General features: G+C 59.6%; 21 protein-coding genes. 16 read left to right on the forward strand and 5 right to left on the reverse strand.

What is annotated here, in order from left to right; genetic code table 11:
* Positions 1 to 9: 9 nt before the first annotated feature.
* The 5 genes from AC3ISR_RS12025 (at position 10) to AC3ISR_RS12045 (ending at position 5,019) form a co-directional block, all read left to right on the forward strand.
* Positions 10 to 612 carry a vWA domain-containing protein gene (locus tag AC3ISR_RS12025; protein ID WP_463983961.1) on the forward strand — a complete coding sequence of 201 codons (603 nt, stop codon included), beginning with the start codon at positions 10 to 12 and terminating at the stop codon, positions 610 to 612.
* A 227-nt stretch (positions 613 to 839) separates the two neighbouring features.
* The gene (locus AC3ISR_RS12030) at positions 840 to 2,876 is read left to right on the forward strand and encodes a lipase family protein (protein WP_463983960.1); all 2,037 of its coding nucleotides are present in this window, start codon (positions 840 to 842) and stop codon (positions 2,874 to 2,876) included.
* Complete coding sequence (locus tag AC3ISR_RS12035; RefSeq protein WP_463983959.1) at positions 2,869 to 3,408, forward strand: hypothetical protein; 540 nt, start codon at positions 2,869 to 2,871, stop codon at positions 3,406 to 3,408. The genes AC3ISR_RS12030 and AC3ISR_RS12035 overlap by 8 nt, the downstream gene beginning before the upstream one ends.
* The gene (locus AC3ISR_RS12040; protein WP_463983958.1) at positions 3,374 to 3,928 is read left to right on the forward strand and encodes a hypothetical protein; all 555 of its coding nucleotides are present in this window, start codon (positions 3,374 to 3,376) and stop codon (positions 3,926 to 3,928) included. Before AC3ISR_RS12035 ends, AC3ISR_RS12040 begins: the two co-directional genes overlap by 35 nt.
* 68 nt (positions 3,929 to 3,996) lie before the next feature.
* Positions 3,997 to 5,019: a hypothetical protein gene (locus AC3ISR_RS12045; RefSeq protein WP_463983957.1), complete on the forward strand. Its 1,023-nt coding sequence runs from the start codon at positions 3,997 to 3,999 to the stop codon at positions 5,017 to 5,019.
* Positions 5,020 to 5,130: 111 nt separating this feature from the next.
* Here the strand turns inward: AC3ISR_RS12045 and AC3ISR_RS12050 are convergent, their stop codons facing one another.
* Positions 5,131 to 6,078 carry a DUF1853 family protein gene (locus AC3ISR_RS12050; RefSeq protein ID WP_463983956.1) on the reverse strand — a complete coding sequence of 316 codons (948 nt, stop codon included), beginning with the start codon at positions 6,076 to 6,078 and terminating at the stop codon, positions 5,131 to 5,133.
* Positions 6,079 to 6,223: 145 nt separating this feature from the next.
* Between AC3ISR_RS12050 and AC3ISR_RS12055 the strand changes: the two genes are divergently transcribed.
* The 8 genes from AC3ISR_RS12055 to AC3ISR_RS12090 all read left to right on the forward strand — a co-directional run bounded on the left by AC3ISR_RS12055 (position 6,224) and on the right by AC3ISR_RS12090 (position 14,492).
* Entirely contained in the window at positions 6,224 to 7,114 is an 891-nt protein-coding gene (locus tag AC3ISR_RS12055; protein WP_003217892.1) for an NAD(+) kinase, read from the forward strand.
* Entirely contained in the window at positions 7,114 to 8,085 is a 972-nt protein-coding gene (locus AC3ISR_RS12060) for a metallophosphoesterase (RefSeq protein WP_192299676.1), read from the forward strand. Before AC3ISR_RS12055 ends, AC3ISR_RS12060 begins: the two co-directional genes overlap by 1 nt.
* On the forward strand, positions 8,082 to 8,951 hold the full coding sequence (locus AC3ISR_RS12065) for a rhomboid family intramembrane serine protease (RefSeq protein ID WP_192299675.1): 870 nt from the start codon (positions 8,082 to 8,084) through the stop codon (positions 8,949 to 8,951). Before AC3ISR_RS12060 ends, AC3ISR_RS12065 begins: the two co-directional genes overlap by 4 nt.
* Before the next feature lie 13 nt (positions 8,952 to 8,964).
* Positions 8,965 to 9,225, forward strand: a complete 261-nt coding sequence (locus AC3ISR_RS12070; protein ID WP_463983955.1) for a YeaC family protein — start codon at positions 8,965 to 8,967, stop codon at positions 9,223 to 9,225.
* On the forward strand, positions 9,222 to 10,052 hold the full coding sequence (locus AC3ISR_RS12075; protein WP_192299674.1) for a DUF2797 domain-containing protein: 831 nt from the start codon (positions 9,222 to 9,224) through the stop codon (positions 10,050 to 10,052). The genes AC3ISR_RS12070 and AC3ISR_RS12075 overlap by 4 nt, the downstream gene beginning before the upstream one ends.
* A gap of 13 nt (positions 10,053 to 10,065) precedes the next feature.
* Complete coding sequence (pepN, locus tag AC3ISR_RS12080) at positions 10,066 to 12,723, forward strand: aminopeptidase N (protein WP_463983954.1); 2,658 nt, start codon at positions 10,066 to 10,068, stop codon at positions 12,721 to 12,723.
* Positions 12,724 to 12,728: 5 nt separating this feature from the next.
* Positions 12,729 to 13,835, forward strand: a complete 1,107-nt coding sequence (gene zapE / locus AC3ISR_RS12085) for a cell division protein ZapE (protein WP_463983953.1) — start codon at positions 12,729 to 12,731, stop codon at positions 13,833 to 13,835.
* Positions 13,836 to 14,000: 165 nt separating this feature from the next.
* Positions 14,001 to 14,492, forward strand: a complete 492-nt coding sequence (locus tag AC3ISR_RS12090) for a GNAT family N-acetyltransferase (protein WP_192299671.1) — start codon at positions 14,001 to 14,003, stop codon at positions 14,490 to 14,492.
* Between the two features lie 98 nt (positions 14,493 to 14,590).
* Here AC3ISR_RS12090 and AC3ISR_RS12095 read toward each other — a convergent pair whose 3' ends face one another.
* The 4 genes from AC3ISR_RS12095 to AC3ISR_RS12110 form a co-directional block, all read right to left on the reverse strand.
* Positions 14,591 to 14,812 carry a hypothetical protein gene (locus AC3ISR_RS12095; protein ID WP_192299670.1) on the reverse strand — a complete coding sequence of 74 codons (222 nt, stop codon included), beginning with the start codon at positions 14,810 to 14,812 and terminating at the stop codon, positions 14,591 to 14,593.
* A gap of 154 nt (positions 14,813 to 14,966) precedes the next feature.
* Positions 14,967 to 17,204, reverse strand: a complete 2,238-nt coding sequence (locus tag AC3ISR_RS12100; protein ID WP_192299669.1) for a TonB-dependent siderophore receptor — start codon at positions 17,202 to 17,204, stop codon at positions 14,967 to 14,969.
* A gap of 128 nt (positions 17,205 to 17,332) precedes the next feature.
* Positions 17,333 to 19,075 carry a phosphoethanolamine transferase CptA gene (locus AC3ISR_RS12105; protein ID WP_192299668.1) on the reverse strand — a complete coding sequence of 581 codons (1,743 nt, stop codon included), beginning with the start codon at positions 19,073 to 19,075 and terminating at the stop codon, positions 17,333 to 17,335.
* A gap of 140 nt (positions 19,076 to 19,215) precedes the next feature.
* Positions 19,216 to 19,392, reverse strand: coding sequence for a DUF6026 family protein (locus tag AC3ISR_RS12110; RefSeq protein ID WP_263864823.1), 177 nt, complete (start codon positions 19,390 to 19,392; stop codon positions 19,216 to 19,218).
* 270 nt (positions 19,393 to 19,662) lie between these two features.
* On the opposite strand from AC3ISR_RS12110, the gene gnd reads away from it, so the two are divergent.
* From gnd to AC3ISR_RS12125, 3 genes are read left to right on the forward strand one after another with little or no spacing between them, the layout of a single operon-like run.
* Positions 19,663 to 20,646 (forward strand): phosphogluconate dehydrogenase (NAD(+)-dependent, decarboxylating), encoded by a 984-nt coding sequence (gene gnd / locus AC3ISR_RS12115; RefSeq protein ID WP_463983952.1) that lies wholly within the window; start codon positions 19,663 to 19,665, stop codon positions 20,644 to 20,646.
* Positions 20,643 to 22,166 (forward strand): glucose-6-phosphate dehydrogenase, encoded by a 1,524-nt coding sequence (gene zwf, locus AC3ISR_RS12120; protein WP_192299665.1) that lies wholly within the window; start codon positions 20,643 to 20,645, stop codon positions 22,164 to 22,166. The genes gnd and zwf overlap by 4 nt, the downstream gene beginning before the upstream one ends.
* Entirely contained in the window at positions 22,163 to 22,993 is an 831-nt protein-coding gene (locus AC3ISR_RS12125) for an HAD family hydrolase (RefSeq protein WP_463983951.1), read from the forward strand. The genes zwf and AC3ISR_RS12125 overlap by 4 nt, the downstream gene beginning before the upstream one ends.
* The last annotated feature ends 73 nt before the right edge of the window (positions 22,994 to 23,066 follow it).

A 23,066-nucleotide genomic window follows, 5' to 3' on the forward strand; every position in this document is an offset into this window, starting at 1 on the left:
GCAGGACGCGTGGAGAAAGGCCGGCACGGCAAGGCACGTAGCGCGCAGTACGGCTCGATCAACTGGCCGGGCACCCTGCTCGGCGGCCGCCCGCAATCGCGGGAAGACTTGCTGTTTCACCTGCGCAGTCGCTCGGCCCATGAGCTGTGGCTGGTGATCGTCGATGCCTCGGCCTCCACCCGCCGCCATCAAGCATTGACCGACGCCAAGGGCTTACTGGCCCAGTTGTTTGACGACGCCTATCGCCAGCGTGCGCGCATGGCGTTGCTGACGGCCAGTGGGCACGCGCCCACGTGGCAAGTGCAGGGTCTGAAGGCCGCCAAAGGCTTGGCGGGCTGGCTGGCCCAACTCGGCGCTGGCGGAGGCACGCCGCTGCTCGCCGCACTGACCGAGGCCGGACATTGGTTGGCGGCGCGGCGTAAACGCTATCCGGCTGAGCAACAGCGCTTGTTGCTGATTACTGATGGGCGACTCAGGGACATCGCCGGGTTGCCGCTGTTGGAGTGCCCTGGGTTGCTGGTGGATATCGAGCGCGGGCCGATCAGGTTGGGGCGGGCGCAAGCGCTGGCTGCGGGGCTGAAAATTGATTACCGGCATATCGATGGTTTGTAGGTCTTGAGGGGAGATCGGGAAGGGTCGCTCTTGTAAAGTCGAATCTTCCGACATTCATCGTTGATGGCAACTCTTTACTCTGTGGGCCTTCACGCGTTCAGGGGTAAAGGGATGAATTCCTGCGTAATACAGGGTGTTTGTTATTGCCAGGTCTTGGCAGGCAAGACGCTCCGTTCAACTCGCCACTCGACTGCCCCCGCGCGTACCACTCTCGATCAAGGGCTGGTATGAACGACTCACTGCATTACACGGATACGCTCAATCCCTTCAAGGACTTTATTGGCGGCAAGCAGATCCAGCATTGGGTCGAGTTCCAGTTGGTTGACGAACTAGGCCAACCTTTGGCGAGTCTGCCTTATCGTGCGGCGAACGAGGCTTCGCGTGGGGGCTATGTGCCTGAGTTCGCGGGGTATACCGATGCTGAGGGCGTGATTCGTCTCGAGGGTCTGCATCCCCTGCCCATTACGTTGTGGGTGGGAGCAGACCTGCTGGCCGAGCAACTGCAAACCCGACGCCTACGTGCTGTACGTGCAGAGCCACCCCGCCCGGGAATAGGCGACCGTACGCCGTTGTATGGGCCTCAGCGCGCGGGGTTCTCGCCGGTTGAAAAGGCTGCGCTTGCGAAAGGTCACGACTACCACTATTTACGGATCGGGCAGTTATGCGATCGGCGGCCCACCTTTCAACCACCGTTGGCTGATCCGAGTGAGCTTCCTGCGTTTCACTTTCCTGATGAGACGTTCGGTGGTTTTACTGTGAGCGGCGATCACTTGGACCGTCGGCATGTACTGGAAGTCTGCCCGTTTCGCGCGTGGTCGCTGGTTTTGCATCATCAGGAGGAGTACAGCCTGGTGAATGCTTACAACCTGGGGTTGATGAGTATTTTGGCGTATAGCAACCGGGGTGAGGGTGATCTGGGTTCCGTCAAAGAACTTTTCGAACGGCAGTGTCTGGATTTATCGCGGACTCCGCGTGTTTGGGATAGTGGTCAGGCGTGGCCTTGTGTTGTGGTGGATGTGCCGTTCAGTGAGCGCTATTTAACTGTCGAAGCTCTGGATACGGCTAAAGCTGATCCACCGGAAGGTCATACCCAATTGTTTTACGTTATCAGCGCATCTCAAGTGTTGGTTGCTTGGCGCGGTACTGAAATGGAGGGGCTTGCTGATCTGATCACTGATGCTACTTTTCGTCCCGTGAAGCCGGAGATTGCGGCGCTATGCGAGCCTAAGGTTCCTTGTGCAGATCTAACTTCGCTAGGCAGTGTGCATCTAGGTTTTCGTGATGCTTTTGAGGTGGCGAGAAGGATTTTTGCCAAGGGGCTTGGTGAAACGATTCCTGAAAAGGCGCTCGACAGAAAGCTCTTCATCTGCGGCCATAGCCTCGGCGGCGCTCTCGGCCTTATCCATGCCGCTTCGCTGTTGAAACATAATCCCCTGCTTTACACCTACGGCATGCCCCGCACCTTCACCCTGCTCGCCGTGCAATACCTGGGCGACCTTTGGCACTTCCGTCATGTCAACGACACTGATTTGATCCCACGCGTGCCCCCCGAGGCTGCGCTGGACAATGACCTGTATGACCGATACGGCCCACTTGGCAACGTATTCGGACTTCAACGGTCAGTAGGCCAAGCGTTAATTGGCATGGTGTACAAGCACGAGAATGCGTTCAGCCATCACGGCAAGATCGCCATGTTCTTCAAGGCTGAACAACACCATTATCAAGAGTTCGGGTCATACCCCGCCTATCGAAAGCCGGATGGCACACCCATTCGCGGCACGATCACTGCTGAATTACCTGAGAAAGCCAAGCTGTATTTGGTGCCCAGTCTCAGTGAAACCGACGAGCAAGAGGCCGAGGAGGCCACGCAGCGTTTCAACGCTTCGCTGAGTCCTGAAAATCGTGCCCGGTACTTTCCGCACTACAGCAACACCCCAGTGGGCCGAGTGTTGCGGATTGGCGACCACTTCATGTCGCAGTACCAACCCTATATCCACAACCAACTGCTGGAGTCCATCAATCCAGCGCGCGAACCCTTGCTGGAACGCCAGATACAACGACGCAAATTCGAACAGCAGATTAAGGACTACTACGGGCGTGTTCCTGAGGAGGAGTTGGCTCGCAACCGTGTGTTTCTCGACTTGCAGCGTTTGGTGGATAAAGCCCTGCGTGTCACAAAGCAAGCCGATGGGGGCAAAGAAGCACTAGAGCGTTTTGATGCCATCGCCGATCCACGGGCCTATTACGAGAAAACCTATGGTTAAGCAAATCAATGCGCTTAAGAACTCAACCAGCGCCCTCCGACTGGCCGTGGTTTTGTACGTACTTCTTTTCACTGTTGGTGGTTGCCGTCAGGACTACAGCCTGTCGCCGCCTGCTGACAGTGAAAAGATAACCGTCACGGTGAAACTGCCCAAGGAACTGAAAACCGAAACCATGTGGGTCATGTATCGCTCGGCTACCTGTAAGCGCGTCAGCTCTGGAGCCAGCGGTCAGCGTTTAGAGCAGGATGGTCATCACTCAATCTACAAAGAATTTGAACGTCAAGGCGAGAGTGACCTTTACCAAGTGGAATTGCCAAAGGATGGGGGCGGTGCGTGTCGCTGGCATCTGGCGAATGTGACGTTTGGTGTGGTCTACGCAGACCCGGCGCGCTTTGGCGAGAACGTAATCGACGGGGGGGGGCGGCGGTGTAGTTGTGATATTCGACTACAACAACTCGCCGCGAGGCGGAGCAAACATAAAGGTCGATGGGGATTTGGTGCTACGGAAGGACTATTATCCCTGGTTAAGTGAGGCTTTTCTTGGCGGTTATAAAAAACACATTAGCCTGGCCGGTGAGGGTGAAATTTATCTGATGTACCAGGCGTTGAAAGCCCGCACTGTGTACTTCGAGCCCAGATTGCATTCGGCATTTACTGTCTTCTCCACACAACCAAAGGAGAAGAAAGAAGGTAACCACACTGTCTTCACCTATCCCGACGGCACTGTCGTAGCCGATGGTCGATCACAGCCCGACTTTTTAAAGCTCCAAAGCCTGCGCACCGGCCGCGCCGGCGATTGCCTTTCCCCCTGGACTTACCACAAGTGCCCGGACCGCCGCCCGCAGTTATTACCCGAATGGCTCCCCGTCCCGGACAAACCCGGTTTCGGGCAGTACCTCATTGTGGACGAGTGGGGCAACAAGTTGCCGACCTATGACTATCGGCTGGTCGGTAAGGACGGCCGAATAAACAAGTGGAAGACGGATGCCAACGGGCTAACCCACCCGGTCCCGGAAAGCATGCACCCATTGCGCGAAGTGGAGTTTCCCTAATGAATTGGGTGAAGCTGCCAAAGCGAAATTCAACCATCGTACCCGTCGATACCCGAAGGAGCATTGCCATGCTCTATCGCATCTATCTGGTTTTATGCACGCTGTTTTTTGGCCTAAGTGGTTGCCGTCAGGACTACAGCCTGTCGCCGCCTGCTGACAGTGAAAAGATAACCGTCACGGTGAAACTGCCCAAGGAACTGAAAACCGAAACCATGTGGGTCATGTATCGCTCGGCTACCTGTAAGCGCATCAGCTCTGGAGCCAGCGGTCAGCGTTTAGAGCAGGATGGTCATCACTCAATCTACAAAGAATTTGAACGTCAAGGCGAGAGTGACCTTTACCAAGTGGAATTGCCAAAGGATGGGGGCGGTGCGTGTCGCTGGCATCTGGCGAATGTGACGTTTGGTGTGGTCTACGCAGACCCGGCGCGCTTTGGCGAGAACGTGACCGCTGGTGCGGGTGGGGGTGTAATCGTGATATTCGACTACAACAATTCACCAAGAGGTGGTCCTGATTTCAAAGTTGATGGAGATCTGACGATCAAGAGAGACTACTACCCTTGGGTTAAAGAGGCGTTTCTGGGGGGGTATCGCAAGCGCATTAGTCTTGCAGGTGAGGGCGGTATTTATCTGAAGTATCAAGCGTTGAGAGCTCGCACTGTGTACTTCGAGCCCACATTGCATTCGGCATTTACTGTTTTCTCCATACAACCAAAGGAGAAGAAAGAAGGTAACCACACTGTCTTCACCTATCCCGACGGTAGCGTTGTCGCCGATCGCCGATCACAACCCGACTTCTTAAAACTCCAAAGCCTGCGCACCGGCCGCGCCGGCGATTGCCTTTCCCCTTGGACTTACCACAAGTGCCCGGACCGCCGCCCGCAGTTATTACCCGAATGGCTCCCCGTCCCGGACAAACCCGGTTTCGGGCAGTACCTCATTGTGGACGAATGGGGCAACAAGTTGCCGACCTATGACTATCGGCTGGTCGGTAAGGACGGCCGAATAAACAAGTGGAAGACGGATGCCAACGGGCTAACCCGCCCGATCCCCGAAAGCATGCACCCGTTGCGCGAAGTAGAGTTTCCTTAATAGGCAGGGTGACGCACCCAGCCAAGCCAGTTCCCGGGTTGGCCCGCGCTGCCTATTTGCGGTGTGAGCTGGCTTGCTTGCGTTGGGGCCAGAAAACGCGCCACGCAGTTGTCAGCCACCCCCCGTCACATCCGGCCAAAGATCCGCCACCAAAAACAACCGCTCCGCCTCTTCCCAATCCCCGTCCATTTGCACCATCCGCACTAACAACTGCGCCGGCGCCATGGGGTCGAGTTCTTCCAGCCACCCCTGCATCTGCGCTTCACTCCACACCTCACTCGCAGGGTAATGTGCTGGCGCCAGCCAGGCATGGCGGGGCAGGGGTTGCCAGCGGCCGGGTTGGCGGGTGCTGGCGAATGCTTGCCAGTCGCGCTGATGCAGCCAGCGCCCGCGCAAATGTTGAGGGTGGGCGCCAAGGGGTTCGTCGGCTTCGCCGGGCCAGGGGTAGAGCAAGTAGCCACCCAGCCATAAATGCGCGTCGAACTGCTGAATATCCAGAGCGGCCAGTGCTTCGCGGCTCTCCGCCCGCGCGGAAATCGGCAATTGGTGTTGGGCCAGGTGCGTCAGCTTGCGGTCCAGCCGATCATGGCAGCCAGGGCCCAGCCACAAGGCGGTGTCTCTGCCGTCGCCGGCTTGGGGCCCGAGGTACAGTTTGATCGCCAATTCCAGATGATGCACGCCGTCGCGGTCGCGCAGTAGCATATCCAGTTCGCCCAGGGTGTGCCCGGCGCGGCGGATCGGCAGGTTGGCGGCCAGCAATTCCACACCGGGCGCGTGCTGCACGGCGAACTGCCACAACCGCTCGTAGTACAGGCCAAGGCGTCGGGTGCGGGACAGACTCAGCCACTGTTGCAGTGTGCTGCTGTCTTGATCGAGTTGACGTAGCCAGCCTTCCAGCAAATGCGGCGTTTGCACCCAATCACTGCCCGCCAACGGATGGCGTTGCGGCCACGGCGTCTGGCTGAGCATCGGCGGGGCGAGCATCACCCACGCGAGATCGCGCACCTCAGGGTGGCGCAACTGGCGGGGCAGGTCGTGCAGATCCGGGAACACAGTCATGGTCCGAGCATAGCCGTTTAACCGTGGTGCGGGTGGCTGAGAACCATTGTCATCAAGGCTTCGCGGCGACAAAGGATTTTGCCTGGGGCGGCCTTTCGCCCATAATCGCGGTTTTCCGCCACGCCGCACACCCCGCAGGAGCCCCATGGAGCAGTTTCGCAATATCGGCATTATCGGTCGCCTGGGCAGTACCCAGGTGCTGGACACCGTCCGCCGGCTGAAAAAATTCCTGCTGGAACGCCACCTGCATGTGATCCTCGAGGACACCATCGCCGAAATCCTGCCGGGCCATGGCCTGCAGACCTCGTCGCGCAAGATGCTCGGCGAAGTCTGTGACATGGTCATCGTGGTCGGGGGCGACGGCAGCCTGCTTGGCGCTGCCCGGGCGTTGGCGCGGCATAACGTGCCGGTGCTGGGGATCAACCGGGGGAGCTTGGGTTTCCTGACGGACATCCGCCCGGATGAGCTGGAAGTCGAAGTGGCCAAGGTGCTCGACGGCCACTACCTGGTGGAAAACCGCTTCCTGCTGCAAGCCGAAGTGCGCCGCCATGGTGAAGCCATCGGCCAGGGCGATGCCCTCAATGACGTGGTGCTGCACCCCGGCAAATCCACGCGGATGATCGAGTTCGAGCTGTATATCGACGGCCAGTTCGTGTGCAGCCAGAAGGCTGACGGCCTGATCGTCGCCACGCCCACCGGCTCCACCGCCTACGCGCTGTCCGCCGGTGGTCCGATCATGCATCCCAAGCTGGATGCCATTGTGATCGTGCCGATGTACCCTCATATGTTGTCCAGCCGGCCGATTGTGGTCGATGGCAACAGTGAGCTGAAAATCGTGGTGTCCAAAGACATGCAGATCTACCCGCAGGTATCGTGTGACGGGCAGAACCATTTCACCTGCGCCCCCGGTGACACCATCACCGTGAGCAAGAAGGCACAGAAGTTGCGGTTGATCCACCCGCTGGACCACAACTACTACGAAGTGTGCCGCACCAAGTTGGGCTGGGGCAGCCGCTTGGGGGGTGGAGGCGACTGATGCTCGATCCCGCGCGTAGCTACGACCTGATTGGTGACGTGCACGGTTGCGCCCATACCCTTGAGCACTTGCTCGACCAAATGGGCTACCACAAGCTGGGTGGCACCTGGCGCCACCCGTCGCGGATGGCGGTGTTCCTGGGCGATATCATCGACCGCGGTCCGCGTATTCGCGAGGCGCTGCATATCGTCCACGACATGACCGAAGCAGGCCAGGCGCTGTGCATCATGGGTAACCATGAATTCAATGCGCTGGGCTGGAGCACACCGGCGCCGCCGGGCAGTGGCAAGCAGTTCGTGCGCGAACACAACCCACGGCATGCGCGGTTGCTCCACGAGACGCTGACCCAATTCGAACAGCACCCCGGCGATTGGCATGACTTCCTCGGCTGGTTCTACGACATGCCGCTGTTTGTCGACGCCGGGCGCTTTCGTGTGGTGCATGCGTGTTGGGATGACGGCTTCATCCAACCTTTGCGTGCGACGTTCCCGGATGGCTGCATCGACCAGCATTTCCTGCAGGCCGCCGCCGTGCCGGGCAGCTTTGCCTGCAACGCCTTTGATCGCCTGTTGCGCGGTACCGACATGCGCTTGCCGGACGGCTTGACGCTGACCGGCGGTGATGGCCTGACGCGCTCGTTTTTTCGCACCAAATTCTGGGAAGACGACCCGAAAACCTACGGCGACATCGTGTTCCAGCCCGACGCACTGCCCGAACCGGTGGCGCGTACGCCGTTGTCGTCCACCGAAAAGAATTCCCTGCTGCGCTATGGCGTCGACGAGCCAATGTTGTTCGTCGGGCATTACTGGCGCAGCGGTAAACCGGCACCGATCCGCGAGAACCTGGCCTGCCTGGACTACAGCGCGGTGCTGTACGGCAAGTTGGTGGCGTATCGACTGGACCAGGAAACCCGCCTGGACCCACGTAAATTCGTATGGGTCGACGTTGAGCGACCCGAGGTGATTGTATGAGTAGCGTGGCGGTATTGCGCTTGCCCCTGAGCGTTGACCTGAGCGGTTTCGTCAAGCTGCTGCAACGCATGCAGGTGCCCCATCGCGTCAGCGAGGAGGCGGGCGAGCAGGTGTTGTGGGTGCCGGAAACCATCAGTGACGACGTGCGCGTGTTGTATCAACGCTTTCCTGCCGGTGACCCGGACCAGCAACTGGATATTCCCGAGCAGGCGCCGGTGACGCGCCCAAGCTTTGTGCAGCAACTGCGCCACAGCCCGGTGACCGCGTTGGTGCTGCTGGCGAGCATCATCGTTGGTGCGGTGACCTTGCTTGGTGAAAACCTGCAGGCCATGGCCTGGCTGACGTTTCTGCCGTTTCGCATCATGGGCGAATACATCCAGTTCACGCCGTTGGCCGACAGCCTTGCGTCGGGCCAGTGGTGGCGCCTGGTCACGCCGATGCTGATCCACTTCGGCATCCTGCACCTGGCCATGAACGGCATGTGGTACTGGGAGCTGGGCCGGCGCATCGAAGTGCGCCAGGGCAGCATCAACCTGCTGGGCCTGACCCTGTTGTTCAGCCTGGTCTCCAACTACGCGCAATACGCTTACGGCGGTCCGAGCCTGTTCGGCGGTTTATCCGGCGTGTTGTATGGCTTGCTCGGGCATTGCTGGATTTTTCAATTATTGTCGCCCAACCCGGCGTATCGTCTGCCCCGTGGGGTGCTGGCGATGATGCTGGTGTGGCTGGTGTTGTGCATGTCCGGGCTGGTCTCGATGATCGGTTTCGGCGAAATCGCCAACGCGGCCCACGTCGGTGGCTTGGTTATCGGTTGCCTGACCGGATTGCTGGGTGGTTTGTACAATCGCCGCAAATCTTCTATTTGATAAGGAAGAGCTCATGTCCTCTTTTGCTGAAATGATCGAAAACATCACCCCGGACATCTACGAGAGCCTCAAGCTTGCCGTGGAAATCGGCAAATGGTCCGATGGCCGCAAGCTCAGTGCCGAGCAACGCGAGCTGTCGTTGCAGGCGATGATTGCCTGGGAAATCCAGAACCTGCCGGAAGAGCAGCGCACCGGCTACATGGGCCCGCAGGAATGCCAGTCGAAGTCGACCACCGTACCGAACATCCTGTTCAAGTCGGATGCGATCCATTGATTGAAATCGGTCGTGGTGCAGTCAGCAAAATGTCGGCGCAACTCGGTGAGCCGACCGTTCAATACGCGTTTCGCCTGGGCGATGCCGAGGTGCCGGTCAATCCGTTGATCGGCAGCCATATCCGCCTGGAATACCTTGGCGCCATCCATTGCAGCCATTGCGGCCGCAAGACCAAGACCAGCTTCAGCCAGGGGTATTGCTACCCGTGCATGACCAAGCTGGCGCAGTGTGACCTGTGCATCATGAGCCCCGAGCGTTGCCATTACGACGCAGGCACCTGCCGTGAACCGTCCTGGGGCGAGAAATTCTGCATGACCGACCATGTGGTGTACCTGGCGAACTCGTCGGGGATCAAGGTCGGTATCACCCGCGCCACTCAGTTGCCGACCCGTTGGTTGGACCAGGGCGCGAGCCAGGCGCTGCCGATCATGCGCGTGGCGACCCGCCAGCAGTCCGGTTTCGTCGAAGATGTGTTCCGTAGCCAAGTGGCCGACAAGACCAATTGGCGCGCATTGCTCAAAGGCGACGCCGCGTCCGTGGACCTCAAGCAAGTGCGCGATGAACTGTTCACGTCCTGTGCCGAAGGCATCAGCGCCTTGCAGGAACGCTTTGGCCTACAAGCCATCCAACCCGTTACCGACATCGAGCCGATAGAAATCCGCTACCCGGTGGAGCAATATCCCGCCAAGATCGTCAGTTTCAATCTGGACAAGAACCCGATTGCCGAAGGCACGCTGCTGGGGGTCAAGGGCCAATACCTGATCTTCGATACCGGCGTCATCAATATCCGCAAGTACACGGCCTACCAGCTCGCCGTGCATCAGTAGAAGGACACCAAGCATGCGCACCGAACAACCGAAGATGATTTACCTCAAGGACTATCAGGCGCCGGACTACCTGATCGACGAGACGCACCTGACCTTCGAGTTGTTCGAGGACCACAGCCTGGTCCACGCGCAACTGGTAATGCGCCGTAACCCTGAGCGCGGCCAGGGTTTGCCGCCGCTGGTGCTGGATGGGCAGCAACTTGAGCTGTTGAGCGTGAACCTGGCGGACCAGCAACTGACTGGCGCCGATTACCAGTTGACCGACAGTCACCTCACGCTGCAGCCGAAAACTGAGACGTTTACCCTGGATACCACGGTAAAAATCCACCCGGAAACCAACACCGCCCTTGAAGGCCTGTACAAATCCGGCGGCATGTTCTGCACCCAGTGCGAAGCCGAAGGCTTCCGCAAGATCACCTACTACCTCGACCGCCCTGACGTGATGAGCACCTTCACCACCACGGTGATCGCCGAACAGCACAGCTACCCGGTGCTGCTGTCCAACGGCAACCCGATTGCCAGCGGCCCGGGCGAAGACGGCCGCCACTGGGCGACCTGGGAAGACCCGTTCAAGAAACCGGCCTACCTGTTTGCGCTGGTAGCCGGTGACCTGTGGTGCGTTGAAGACAGCTTCACCACCATGACCGGGCGTGAAGTGGCATTGCGCATCTACGTCGAGCCGGAAAACATCGACAAATGCCAGCACGCCATGACCAGCCTGAAAAAATCCATGCGCTGGGACGAAGAAACCTACGGCCGTGAGTACGATCTCGACATCTTCATGATCGTTGCCGTCAACGACTTCAACATGGGCGCCATGGAAAACAAGGGCCTCAACATCTTCAACTCCAGCGCCGTGCTGGCCCGTGCCGAAACCGCCACGGATGCCGCGCACCAGCGGGTCGAGGCGATTGTCGCCCACGAATACTTCCACAACTGGTCGGGCAACCGCGTGACCTGCCGCGACTGGTTCCAGCTGTCGCTCAAGGAAGGGTTCACCGTCTACCGAGACTCGCAATTCTCTGCCGACATGAACTCGGCCACCGTCAAGCGCATTCAGGACGTGGCGTACCTGCGCACGCACCAGTTCGCTGAAGACGCCGGCCCCATGGCTCACGCGGTGCGCCCGGACAGCTTTATCGAGATATCCAACTTCTACACCCTGACCGTGTACGAAAAGGGTTCGGAAGTGGTCGGTATGATCCATACGTTGCTCGGTGCCGAAGGCTTCCGCAAAGGCAGCGACCTGTATTTCGAACGCCATGACGGCCAGGCCGTGACCTGCGACGACTTCATCAAGGCCATGGAAGACGCCAACGGTGCCGACCTGACCCAGTTCAAGCGCTGGTACAGCCAGGCCGGCACCCCACGCCTGGCTGTGAGCGAGTCCTACGATGCCGTGGCAAAAACCTACAGCCTGACCTTCCGCCAGAGCTGTCCGCAAACCCCGGACAAGGTGGAAAAACTGCCGTTCGTGATTCCGGTGGCGTTGGGCTTGCTGGACGCGCAGGGCGCGGCTATCGCCTTGCGTCTGGCCGGCGAAGCCAGCGCTGGTGCTACGTCACGGGTGATCTCGGTGACCGAGGCCGAGCAGACCTTCACGTTCGTCGACATCCCCGAGCAGCCGCTGCCTTCGCTGCTGCGCGGCTTCTCGGCGCCGGTGAAGTTGAGCTTCCCGTACAACCGCGATCAACTGATGTTCCTGATGCAGCACGACAGCGACGGCTTCAACCGCTGGGACGCCGGCCAGCAGTTGGCGGTACAGGTGTTGCAGGAACTGATCGGCCAGCATCAGGCCGGTCAGCCCCTGCAGCTGGACCAGCGCCTGGTCGACGCGCTGGGCACGGTGCTCAGCGATGAATCGCTGGACCAGGCAATGGTTGCGGAAATGCTCGCGCTGCCAGGCGAAGCCTATCTGACGGAAATCAGCGAAGTGGCGGATGTCGATGCCATCCACGCTGCCCGCGAGTTTGCCCGCAAACAATTGGCGGACAAGCTGCATGACGCCTTGTGGCTGCGTTACCAGGCCAATCGCGAGCTGTCGAAGAAGACCCCTTACGTGGCCGCGGCCGAGCACTTTGCCCGTCGTGCGTTGCAGAACATTGCGTTGTCCTACCTGATGCTCAGCAGCAAGCCCGAGGTGTTGGCTGCGACGTTGGAACAGTTCGACGCCAGCGACAACATGACCGAGCGCCTGACCGCACTGGCGGTGTTGGTCAATTCGCCGTTTGACGCCGAGAAGGCCCAGGCATTGGCGGTATTTGCCGAGAACTTCAAGGACAACCCGCTGGTCATGGACCAGTGGTTCAGCGTCCAGGCCGGCAGCACCTTGCCCGGCGGGTTGGCGCGGGTGCGGGCGTTGATGGAGCACCCGGCGTTCACCCTGAAGAACCCGAACAAGGTGCGTGCATTGATTGGCGCGTTTGCCGGGCAGAACCTGATCAACTTCCACGCGGCAGATGGCTCGGGCTATCGCTTCCTGGCGGATCTGGTGATCCAGTTGAACGGGTTCAACCCGCAGATTGCTTCGCGTCAATTGGCGCCGCTGACCCGCTGGCGCAAGTATGACAGCGCACGTCAGGCACTGATGAAGGCCGAGCTGGAGCGCATTCGCGCCTCGGGCGAGTTGTCGAGCGATGTGTTCGAGGTGGTCAGCAAGAGCCTTGCGTAAAGCCCATGGCATTTGATTCGCCACTGGCCGCCTATCAGCACGCCATCGCCGAGCAGGGTTTCGTCACCGACGAGGCCCAGCGTCGGGCGGTGGAGGCGTTGCAAGCGTGTCACGAGGCGCTGCATCAAGGCCGTTCACCCATCGCCGGGGTTTACCTGTGGGGGCCGGTGGGGCGTGGCAAGACTTGGCTGATGGACCAGTTCTATCAAAGCCTGCGCGTGCCGGCGCGGCGCCAGCACTTTCATCACTTCATGGGCTGGGTGCACCAGCGCTCGTTTCAGCTCACGGGTATCCACGATCCCTTGCAAGCCCTGGCCCGAGAGTTGGCCCGGGAGGTGCGCGTGCTGTGTTTTGACGAGCTGTTCGTCAATGATATTGGTGACGCCATCATCCTCGGTCGCCTGTTCCAGGTGATGTTTGACGAGGGGGTGGTGATGGTCTGCACATCCAACCAGCCGCCCGACCAGTTGTACGCCGGCGGGTTCAACCGCGAGCGTTTCCTGCCGGGTATCGCGGCGATCAAACAGCATATGCAGGTGGTGGCAGTGGACGGCGCTGAGGATCACCGTCTACACCCTGGCACCGGGCTGCAGCGTTATTGGGTGAATCGGCCCGAGGCCTTGGCCGAGGTGTTCAAGCACTTGAGTGAAGGGCAAGCCGTTAGCAGGGGGGCGGTCAGCGTCGGTTATCGTTCGATCATGGCAGTGCAGGCCAGCGAGACCGTGCTCTGGTGCCGTTATGCCGACCTATGCGAGCAACCGCTGTCGGCGATGGATTTCATGCAGTTGTGCGATCGTTACCGTGCGATCTTGGTGGGCGAGGTGCCCAACCTGAGCGCGCAGAAGCGTCCGGGACGCATTGCACGTGGCACTGAGGACGGTGCACAGCGGGTGGCGGCGGGGGATCGGGAGTTACCCGAACTGTCGGTACACGATGACAGCGTGCGGCGTTTCATTGCGCTGGTGGATGAGTGCTACGACCGCAAGGTGCCGTTGTTCATCGAGGCGGCGGTGCCTCTGGAGTGTCTTTACACCGAAGGCTACCTGGAATTTGCATTTCGTCGCACGCTCAGCCGCTTGCAGGAGATGCAGTTACAGCGCTTTGGCATGTGAGAAAAAATCCGCGCACTGCCCTGTTGGTGCGTGTGGATGCGCACAACCTGTGCCGTTTCTGTCGGGTATTGGTAGTAAATCTCCTTCATCTATAGCCTGCACCGCGCATACAATCGTTCGCCTCAAAGGGAGACGATTCCCGTGTTGTCGCGATCGAGGAAGGCAATGGACACTCCAGACATTCTGGTGCTGCAAGCCAGCTACACCAATACCGTGCACGCCGAGGCCATCAGCCTGGTACTCAACCATTACGCCGAAGACCCGATGGGGGGCGGTCACAGCTTGCCTGCCGACCTGTTGCAGCAACTGCCTGGCGAGCTGGCCAAGCGCCCACACGCATTCAGCGTGCTGGCATTTGTCGGCGGTGAGCCGGCGGGGTTGGTCAACTGCTTCGAGGGGTTCTCGACCTTTGCGTGCCGTCCCTTGGTCAACATCCATGATGTGGTGGTGATGCAACAGTTCCGTGGCTTGGGTCTCAGCCAGAAAATGCTGCAGAAGGTCGAAGAAATCGCCCGTCAGCGTGGTTGCTGCAAGATTACCCTGGAAGTACTTGAGGGGAATGCAGTCGCACAATCGGCGTATCGGAAGTTTGGTTTTGACGATTCGAAGTTTGATCCGGCGCACGGCCGTATGCTGTTCTGGAATAAACCGTTGTAAGTAGTGAGTTGTTAAGCGTGCAAAAAAAAGGCGCCAGAATCTGGCGCCAAGTTTACCTTGGCCAAAGGAGCGGGAAGGCTAAGGAAGTTGCGCGTTGATTAAATCTTCGGTTGTTGCTCGTCGCCACGTTGAGCCGCTTGTTCAGGCTTTGGTTGTTTTGCGTCATTGGCCGCAGTTTGCTCGGCTTTGCCATTGGACTGCTCTTGCATGAACTTGAAGTTGGCGTAGAACTCCTTCGAACGCTCGGCGCCGCCTTCGGCAAAAGCGGCAGCAGAGGTCAGGGTCATCAAGCCTGCAAGCATCAGCGTAGAGAGTTTCATCGTCGGTATTCCCAGTCGGTTTTGAGGGGTGTCGGTCCGCTTGGACCAGACTCGTGGGGCCGATTATGTGCAGGCTTTATTAAGAGAGGCTTAACTGAGCGGCGTCGAAACTTAATATTTTTGTTAAGTTTCGAAGCGCCGCAGGGCAGGGGGATTAAAGTTTCCAGTCCAGCGCCAGTGTAATAGAACGTGGGTCGCCCCAATACACGCCGTTATAAAAGCCGACGCGTTCGTAGTACTTTTTATCGAATAGATTATTCACATTCACCGAAGCCGACACGTGCTCGTCGAACTGGTAGCGCGACATCAAGTTGACGACGGTGTAGGCCTGTTGGGTGATCTTGGCGCGTTCGGTGTTCAGGTAGCCCTCATCGTCCCGGCCACCGCTGGGGCGGTCGGCGAACTGGTAGAAATCACTCTGCCAGTTCACTCCGCCGCCCACTGTCAGCCCGCGCCATTCGCCCGGCAGGCGGTAGGACGTCGACACCTTGAGCATGTTCAGCGGCACGTTGGTGTTGTTGCGTTGCTTATCACCATTGAGCGAGTGCGTGTAGCTGTAGCCCGCCGTGAGGTTCCAGTCGGGCAGCACTTCGCCCGATACCTCGGCCTCGAACCCTTGGACCTTGCTGCCTTTGCCGCTGGATGTGTAGAACTGTTCGCGGGTCACTGGGTCTGGTTCGGCTGCGTTGTCCAGCTCGGCGACGTTGTCCTGGGTGCTCCAGAAATACGCAGCGGCCAGGTTTACGCGCTCATTGAGCAGGCTGCCCTTGATGCCGAGCTCATAGTTGCTGCCGACCACGGGCTCAAGGTATTTGCGGCTGACATCACGTACGCTTTGCGGGTTGAAGATGTCGGTGTAGCTGGCGTACACGGTGTACTGCGGCGTGATGTCGTACAGCAGGCCCGCGTAGGGGGTCCACATGTCGTTGTGGGTCTGGCTGGTTTTGGTGGCTTTGGTCAGGTTGAAGCTGGCGTCGTACTCCGGCGACACACTTTCGATGTCCCAACTGCCATAACGGCTGCCCAGCACGGCGTGCAGTTTGTCGGTCAGGCTCAGGCGCGTGGCGAGGTAACCGGCCTTCTGTTTCTTGCGCGAGTGTTCGCCCTGAAGGTGGGTGGTGCGGTCGGGGAACTTGGCGATGGCGCCCATGTGCTTCCAGTCCTCGATGGTTTCGTAGCCGTCAGGCGTGGTGAAGCGCTGGTAGGGCGAAGCATCGCGCTGCTGGGACTCACCGTAACCCACCATCAGCTCATGCTCGCGACCCAGCAGCGCATAGGTGCCGTTGAGATTCAAATCGACCACGTCCATTTTCGAAGTGCCGACCATCTGGTTGGTCCAGGCGGTCATGCCACTGCCATCCGGATTGGGGAAGCCCGCGCCGCCGTAATACACCTTGCCGTCGGTATCGCTTTGTCGATGGGTATAAGCGGCTTTGAGACGCCAGTCGGCCGACAGCTTGTGGTCGATGGAGGCAAAGGTGGTCTTGTCTTTGAGTGGCCAGGAGCTCCAATCTGCCGCCAGGTTGGCCGAGCGCGAGAGTCGTGCCTTGCTGCCGTCGCTGTTCCAATAGGGAAGGGTGCCCCAGGAGCTGCCCTGCACATGTTTGTTCTGGTAATCGAAGCCTACGGCGACCACGGTGTCGTCTGTCAGGTCGCCTTCGAGAATGCCGTAGCCGACTTCCCGTTGCAGCGCGTAATTGTCGCGAAACGACTTGCTGTCGCGGTACGCCAGCACCGTACGCCCGCGCAGGCGCCCGTCAAATGCCAGTGGGCCGCCGACGTCCAGGTAGCTGTAGTAGTTGTCATGGCTGGCACCGCTGACGCCGGTCTTGGCTTGCCACTGGGCGGTGGGGCGTTTGCGGATCATGTTGACCGTGGCCGAAGGGTTGCCGGCGCCGGTGGTCAATCCGGTGGCGCCCCGCACCACTTCGATACGGTCGTAGATGATGGTGTCGGCGTCTGACTTCATGCGCCCGAAGGTGTTGAGCATGCCGTCGATCTGGAAGTTATCGATGCCGTAGCCACGCGACGAGTAGCCCGCCCGGTCCGAATCCAGATGCTGGACGGTAACCCCGGTGGTCTGGCGCAGTACATCAGTCAGTGTATTGAGATTGAAATCATCCATCTGCTGGCGAGTCACCACCGAGATCGACTGCGGGGTTTCCTTGATCGACAGGTTCAGCCGGGTGGCGGTGCTCATCGAGCCGGTCGTATAGGCCCCGGTGTGCTCGGTGGTGGTGCCAAGGCCTTCGGCGGTGATGCTGGTGCTGCCCAGCTCCAGGGCCTTGCTCGGCGTGGCGTCGGGGTCGGTTTCAGCCAGCAGGTGCGGGCTCAGTGCGGCACTGAACAGGCCGAGGGAGAAGGTCATGGAACGGGTAAAAGGCGCGAGCATCGCGGAAGACTCCTTGTCGTCTTTGAGGCCTTCTCGGTAAGAAAAGGCCTTGGCTCAAAGACGAAAGGAGCGCCCGAACTTTAGGGCTGGATGAGAATGATTGTTATCTTTTTGTTACGAGCGGTCGTTTACTTGGCCACCACATCCGTAGGCTCGGTCTTCTTCGGTTTGATCAAACTGAAATCAATCAACGGCTTCTGCTGGCGCATGTACGGGTTGCCGATCATCTGTGGGCGCGCCTTGAAGCTGTCGCTGACCAGGCTCTTGCTATGGTCCAGTTCGTCGAAACTCAGCCCGGCCAGGTCGGCCCAAGTGTGGATCAACTGCGAGCTGCTGTAGGGCCGCTGCAAGTCGCCGGCAAAGCTCCAGTCGTGGCTTTCGCGCCATTTCGGCGAGGCGTAGGCCATGAACGGAATGGTGTACATCGGTGCCGTCGGCTTGCCTTCGTTGCGCCCCAGGGTGGTGTGGCCGGCGGAGTCGAATACGTCTTCGCCATGGTCCGAGAGGTACAGCAAAAAGCCGTTCGGGTCGGTCTTGGCGTAGTCCTTGATCAGGCTCGACACCACGAAGTCGTTGTACAGCACGGCATTGTCGTAGCTGTTGTAGGTCGGCAACTGGTCGTCGCTGATCCCGGCAGGTACGCCCTGGCGGTCGGTGAACTTGTCGAAGGTCGGCGGGTAACGGTACTGGTAGCTCATGTGGGTGCCGAGCAAGTGCACCACGATGAACTTGCGCTCGGCCGGGTCGGCCAGGGCCTTGGCGAACGGTGGCAACACGTCGCCGTCGTACTGGCGGGCGTTCTGGTTGCGGTTGTTGTTCAGGTACACCTGCTCGTCAGCTTGTTCGGAGAAGGTGGTCAGCATGGTGTTGCGCTTGGTCATGGTCTGCTGGTTGGTGATCCAGTAGGTTTTGTAACCGGCCTGCTTCATCACGCTGACGATGGATGGGGTCTTGAGGTACAGGTCCGGGTTCTCTTCGTCGGCGAAGGTGAGGACCTGTTGCAGCGCTTCGATGGTGTAGGGGCGCGGGGTGATGACGTTGTCGAACACCGCCAGCTGATCGCGCAGCTTGTCCAGTTCCGGTGTGGTGTTGCGCGGGTAGCCATAGAGGCTCATGCGCTGGCGGTTGGTGGACTCGCCGATTACCAGCACCAGGGTCGACGGTTGGCCGGCCATGTTGTCCTTCAGATTACGCAGCGGCGGGATCTGGCTGGCGCTGTCGAGCATGCCCTGCATGTTGTCCAACTGCTGGGTGTAGCGGTGATAGGCGACGATCATCTGCCATGGCACCGCCGGTTCGATACGGGCTTCGAAGCGGTCGAAGGCGTCTTCCAGGGTGTCGCTGCGAGCGATCTGCTTGACCAGTGGGTAGCCGACAATCGCAATCACGATAGCGGCGGCCGCCACCAACGCCTGTCCGCGTGGCAGGTAGACCGGGCGTACACGGGTCCAGAGGAATATGGCCACGGCGGTGTGGGCAATGAACGCCAGCACGATCCACCAGGCGAAGTACTGGGTGGCATATTCGCCGGCTTCAGAGATGTTCGACTCGAACATGATGAAGATGACGCTTTGGGAAAATTCCTGCTGGTAGATGAAGAAATAACCCAGGCTGGCCATGGAGCAGGCCCACAGCACCACGCCAATCAAGGCGGAAAGCAAACGGGTTTGGCGCGGGAATATCAACAACGGGGCCAGCCACAGCGCACTCATGAAGAATGCCTGGCGAAAGCCCGCAAAACCGGAAACGCCGGTCAATTGGATCAGAAGTTGGGTAATGCCCGAAAAGTACCAGAAAAACAGGAACAGCCAGCACAGGCCAGCCCAATCAAAGCCTTTCGCAGACTTAGTGCTGCGTTTGAACATCGCCATCCAGCGCTCCAACCCGGTTATTTTTCAGCTGTGTGCAGGGACGCACGCAACACAAGCCACCCTTGCATGGGGTGGCCCTTGGGGGCTGGAGTATCGAGAAGGGGGTGTGAAAACTTTGTGAGTTATTTGTAAGGATTACCTTACAAGGCGCTCAGTGCCGGGGCTGGGGCTTGGCTGAGCTGGCCTTGCAGGTGCGAACGCAGGCGCAGCACTTCCTGCTGCAATTGATCGCGCTCATCCTTCAACTGGCGCAGTTCATCGCGACGGACAGTGACGTAGAGGGTCTGTGGAGGGCGGGTCATCTGTGCTGTGCTCATTGCTTGCCTCGCAAATAGCCGGTGGATCGCGGTGCCAGAACGCTTGATTCGAGGTTCTCGGCATCAGTCGGGAGCAAGTCTGAATTCTTTTTTGCAGCAAGGGAACTTTTTTATTTTTGGCGGTCGTGTGACTTTCGCTGCCGTGATGTTGAAACGATGGCTATTTTTTTGTCATGAAACTGAATGGATCTGTGCGGTTCTGATCCTCATTAGGCGCATTGCGCTATAAACTATGTCACACATTTTTTTAGTAGTTAGGAGCATCAGCACATGCAACTGGGGATTATCGGACTAGGCCGCATGGGCGGGAATATTGCACGGCGCCTGATGCTCAATGGGCATACCACCGTTGTTTTCGACCGTAACGAAGCATTTGTCAAAACCTTGAGCGAAGAGGGCGCCACTGGCGTCGGCGGCCTCAAGGAACTGGTCGCCGGGCTGCAACAGCCGCGTGCCGTATGGGTCATGCTGCCAGCAGGCGCGCCCACCGAAGACACCATCAATGAGCTGAGCACGCTGCTGGAGGCTGGCGATGTGATCATCGACGGCGGCAACACCAACTATAAGGATGACGTGCGTCGCGGCAAGGCACTGGCGGAAAAGGGCCTGCACTACGTTGACGTCGGCACGTCCGGCGGCGTCTGGGGCCTGGAGCGCGGCTATTGCATGATGATCGGCGGCGACACCGAAACCGTGCAGCGCCTGGACCCGATCTTCAAGGCCCTGGCCCCGGGCATCGGCAACATCCCGCGTACCAAAGACCGCAAAGACAGCGCTGACCCGCGCGCCGAGCAGGGCTACATCCACGCCGGCCCCGCGGGTTCCGGGCACTTCGTCAAGATGATCCACAACGGCATCGAATACGGGATGATGCAGGCGTTTGCCGAAGGTTTCGACATCCTCAAGACCAAGAACTCGGACAACCTCCCGGAAGATCAACGTTTTGACCTCAACGTCGCCGACATCGCCGAAGTCTGGCGCCGTGGCAGCGTGGTGTCGTCCTGGCTGCTGGACCTGACCGCCGACGCCCTGGCCACCGACCCGAAACTCGACGGCTACTCCGGCTCCGTGGCCGACAGTGGCGAAGGTCGCTGGACCATCGAAGCGGCGATGGAACAAGCCGTGCCGGTGCCGGTGCTGTCCACTTCGTTGTTCGCCCGTTTCCGTTCGCGCCAGCAGAGCACCTACGGTGACAAAATGCTTTCCGCCATGCGCTTCGGCTTTGGTGGCCATGTGGAGACGTCCAAAAAATGACCGCCAACGGCAAGAAGTCCAAGGCCGAACCTGCTCCACCCACCATATTGTTTCTGTTTGGCGCCCATGGTGACCTGGTCAAGCGCCTGCTGATGCCGGCGCTGTACAACCTCAGTCGAGATGGGTTGCTGGGCGATGGCCTGCGTATTGTTGGCGTTGATCACAACGCCATCAGCGACGCCGACTTTGCCAAGAAGCTCGAGGACTTCATCCGCACCGAGGCCGCCAGCAAGGTCAAGGGCAATGCCGACAATGCCCTGGACCCACAGTTGTGGGCCCAGTTGGCCAAGAACATCAGCTACGTCGAGGGCGACTTCCTCGACGACAGCACCTACGTGGACATCGGCAAGAAGATCGCCGACAGCGGCACCGCCAATGCGGTGTTCTACCTGGCCACCGCGCCGCGCTTCTTCAGTGAAGTGGCGCAGCGCCTGGGCAGCGCGGGGCTATTGTCGGAAACCGAGGATGGCTTTCGCCGCGTGGTCATCGAAAAGCCCTTCGGCTCCGACCTGGCCACCGCCGAAGCGTTGAACGCCAGCCTGCTCAAGGTGATGAGCGAGAAGCAGATCTATCGCATCGACCATTACCTGGGCAAGGAAACCGTCCAGAACATCCTTATCAGCCGTTTTTCCAATGTGCTGTTCGAGGCATTCTGGAACAACCATTACATTGACCACGTGCAAATCACCGCCGCCGAAACCGTCGGCGTTGAAACCCGGGGCAATTTCTTCGAAAAAACCGGCACCTTGCGCGACATGGTGCCCAATCACCTGTTCCAGTTGCTGGCGATGGTGGCCATGGAACCTCCCGCTGCGTTTGGTGCCGACGCGGTACGCGGTGAAAAAGCCAAGGTGATTGGTGCCGTGCGGCCCTGGTCCCTGGAGGATGCGCGAGCCAACTCGGTACGCGGGCAATACACCGCCGGTGCAATCGGCGGCAAGCCACTGCCCGGTTACCGCGAAGAAGCCAACGTCGCGCCCGACAGCAGTACCGAGACCTTTGTCGCCCTCAAGGTGATGATCGACAACTGGCGCTGGGTTGGCGTGCCGTTCTACCTGCGCACCGGCAAGCGCATGAGTGTGCGCGACACCGAAATCGTCATCTGCTTCAAGCCTGCGCCTTATGCGCAGTTTCGCGATACCGAGGTGGATGAGCTCAAGCCCACCTACCTGAAGATCCAGATCCAGCCGAACGAAGGCATGTGGTTCGACCTGCTGGCCAAAAAGCCTGGGCCGACCCTGGACATGGCCAATATCCAGCTGGGCTTTGCCTACAAGGACTTCTTTGAAGTGCAGCCGTCGACAGGCTACGAAACCTTGATCTACGACTGCATGACCGGCGACCAGACCTTGTTCCAGCGTGCCGACAACATCGAAAACGGCTGGCGTGCGGTGCAACCGTTCCTCGATGCCTGGAAGCAGGACGACGGCATCCAGCCCTACAAGGCCGGCGAAGATGGCCCCGCCGCGGCAGACGCGTTGCTGGCCCGTGATGGCCGCACATGGCACTCCCTCGGATGAGTGATGCCGCGATTCATCCCATCCGCTTTATCCTCAGCGACCTGGACGGCACCCTGCTGCATCCCGATCACCGGCCCAGCCAACGCACCGTTGATACGGTACGTGCGTTGCGCGCCGCCGGGGTGTTTTTCAGCCTGGCTAGCGGGCGCCCGCCCAAGGCCATGCTGCATATGGTCGAGACTTTCGGTATCGATATTCCGGTGGCCGGCTTCAATGGCGGCACGTTGATCGGTCCTGATGGCCGAGTGCTTGTCGCCCATCATCTGCCTGCTGAAGCGGCGCTGATTGCCCTGGCGCTGTTTTCGGCCGCGCCGGACGTCGAAACCTGGGTGTTTGCCGACGGTGACTGGCTGCGCCGCGACCCACCAGGGCCGATGGTGCAGCGCGAGACCGATGGCTTGGGTTATGGCCCGCTCGTAGTGGAGAGTTTCGAGCCGTACCTGGACCGCATCGACAAAATCGTCGCCGCCAGCCTCGATACGCAACGCTTGATTGAACTGGAAGCGCAGTTGCAGCCCAGGGTGCAAGGGCTGGCGCAGGTCTCGCGTTCACAGCCGGTGTACCTGGACGTGACGGCGATGCTGGCCAACAAAGGCGAGGCGTTGAAGACTCTGGCCGCCCACCTCGGAGTGCCGCTGGAGCAAACGGCGGCGATTGGGGATGGCGGCAATGACCCGGCGATGTTCCAGGTGGCCGGGTTTTCGATTGCCATGGGGCAGGCCGAGGAGGCCGTCAAGCGTCAGGCCAGCGTAGTCACCGGCAGTCATGTCGAGGATGGCGCTGCCGAAGCCTTCGAACGTTTCATCTTGTCTGCCGGCCTGCGATAGACAGCTACCACAGGCCCTCTGCGTTATACCTCGATACTGCTGGCCGACCTTGGCGCCCTGATCGACGGGGCGC

Source organism: Pseudomonas sp. GL_117 (assembly GCF_057835125.1).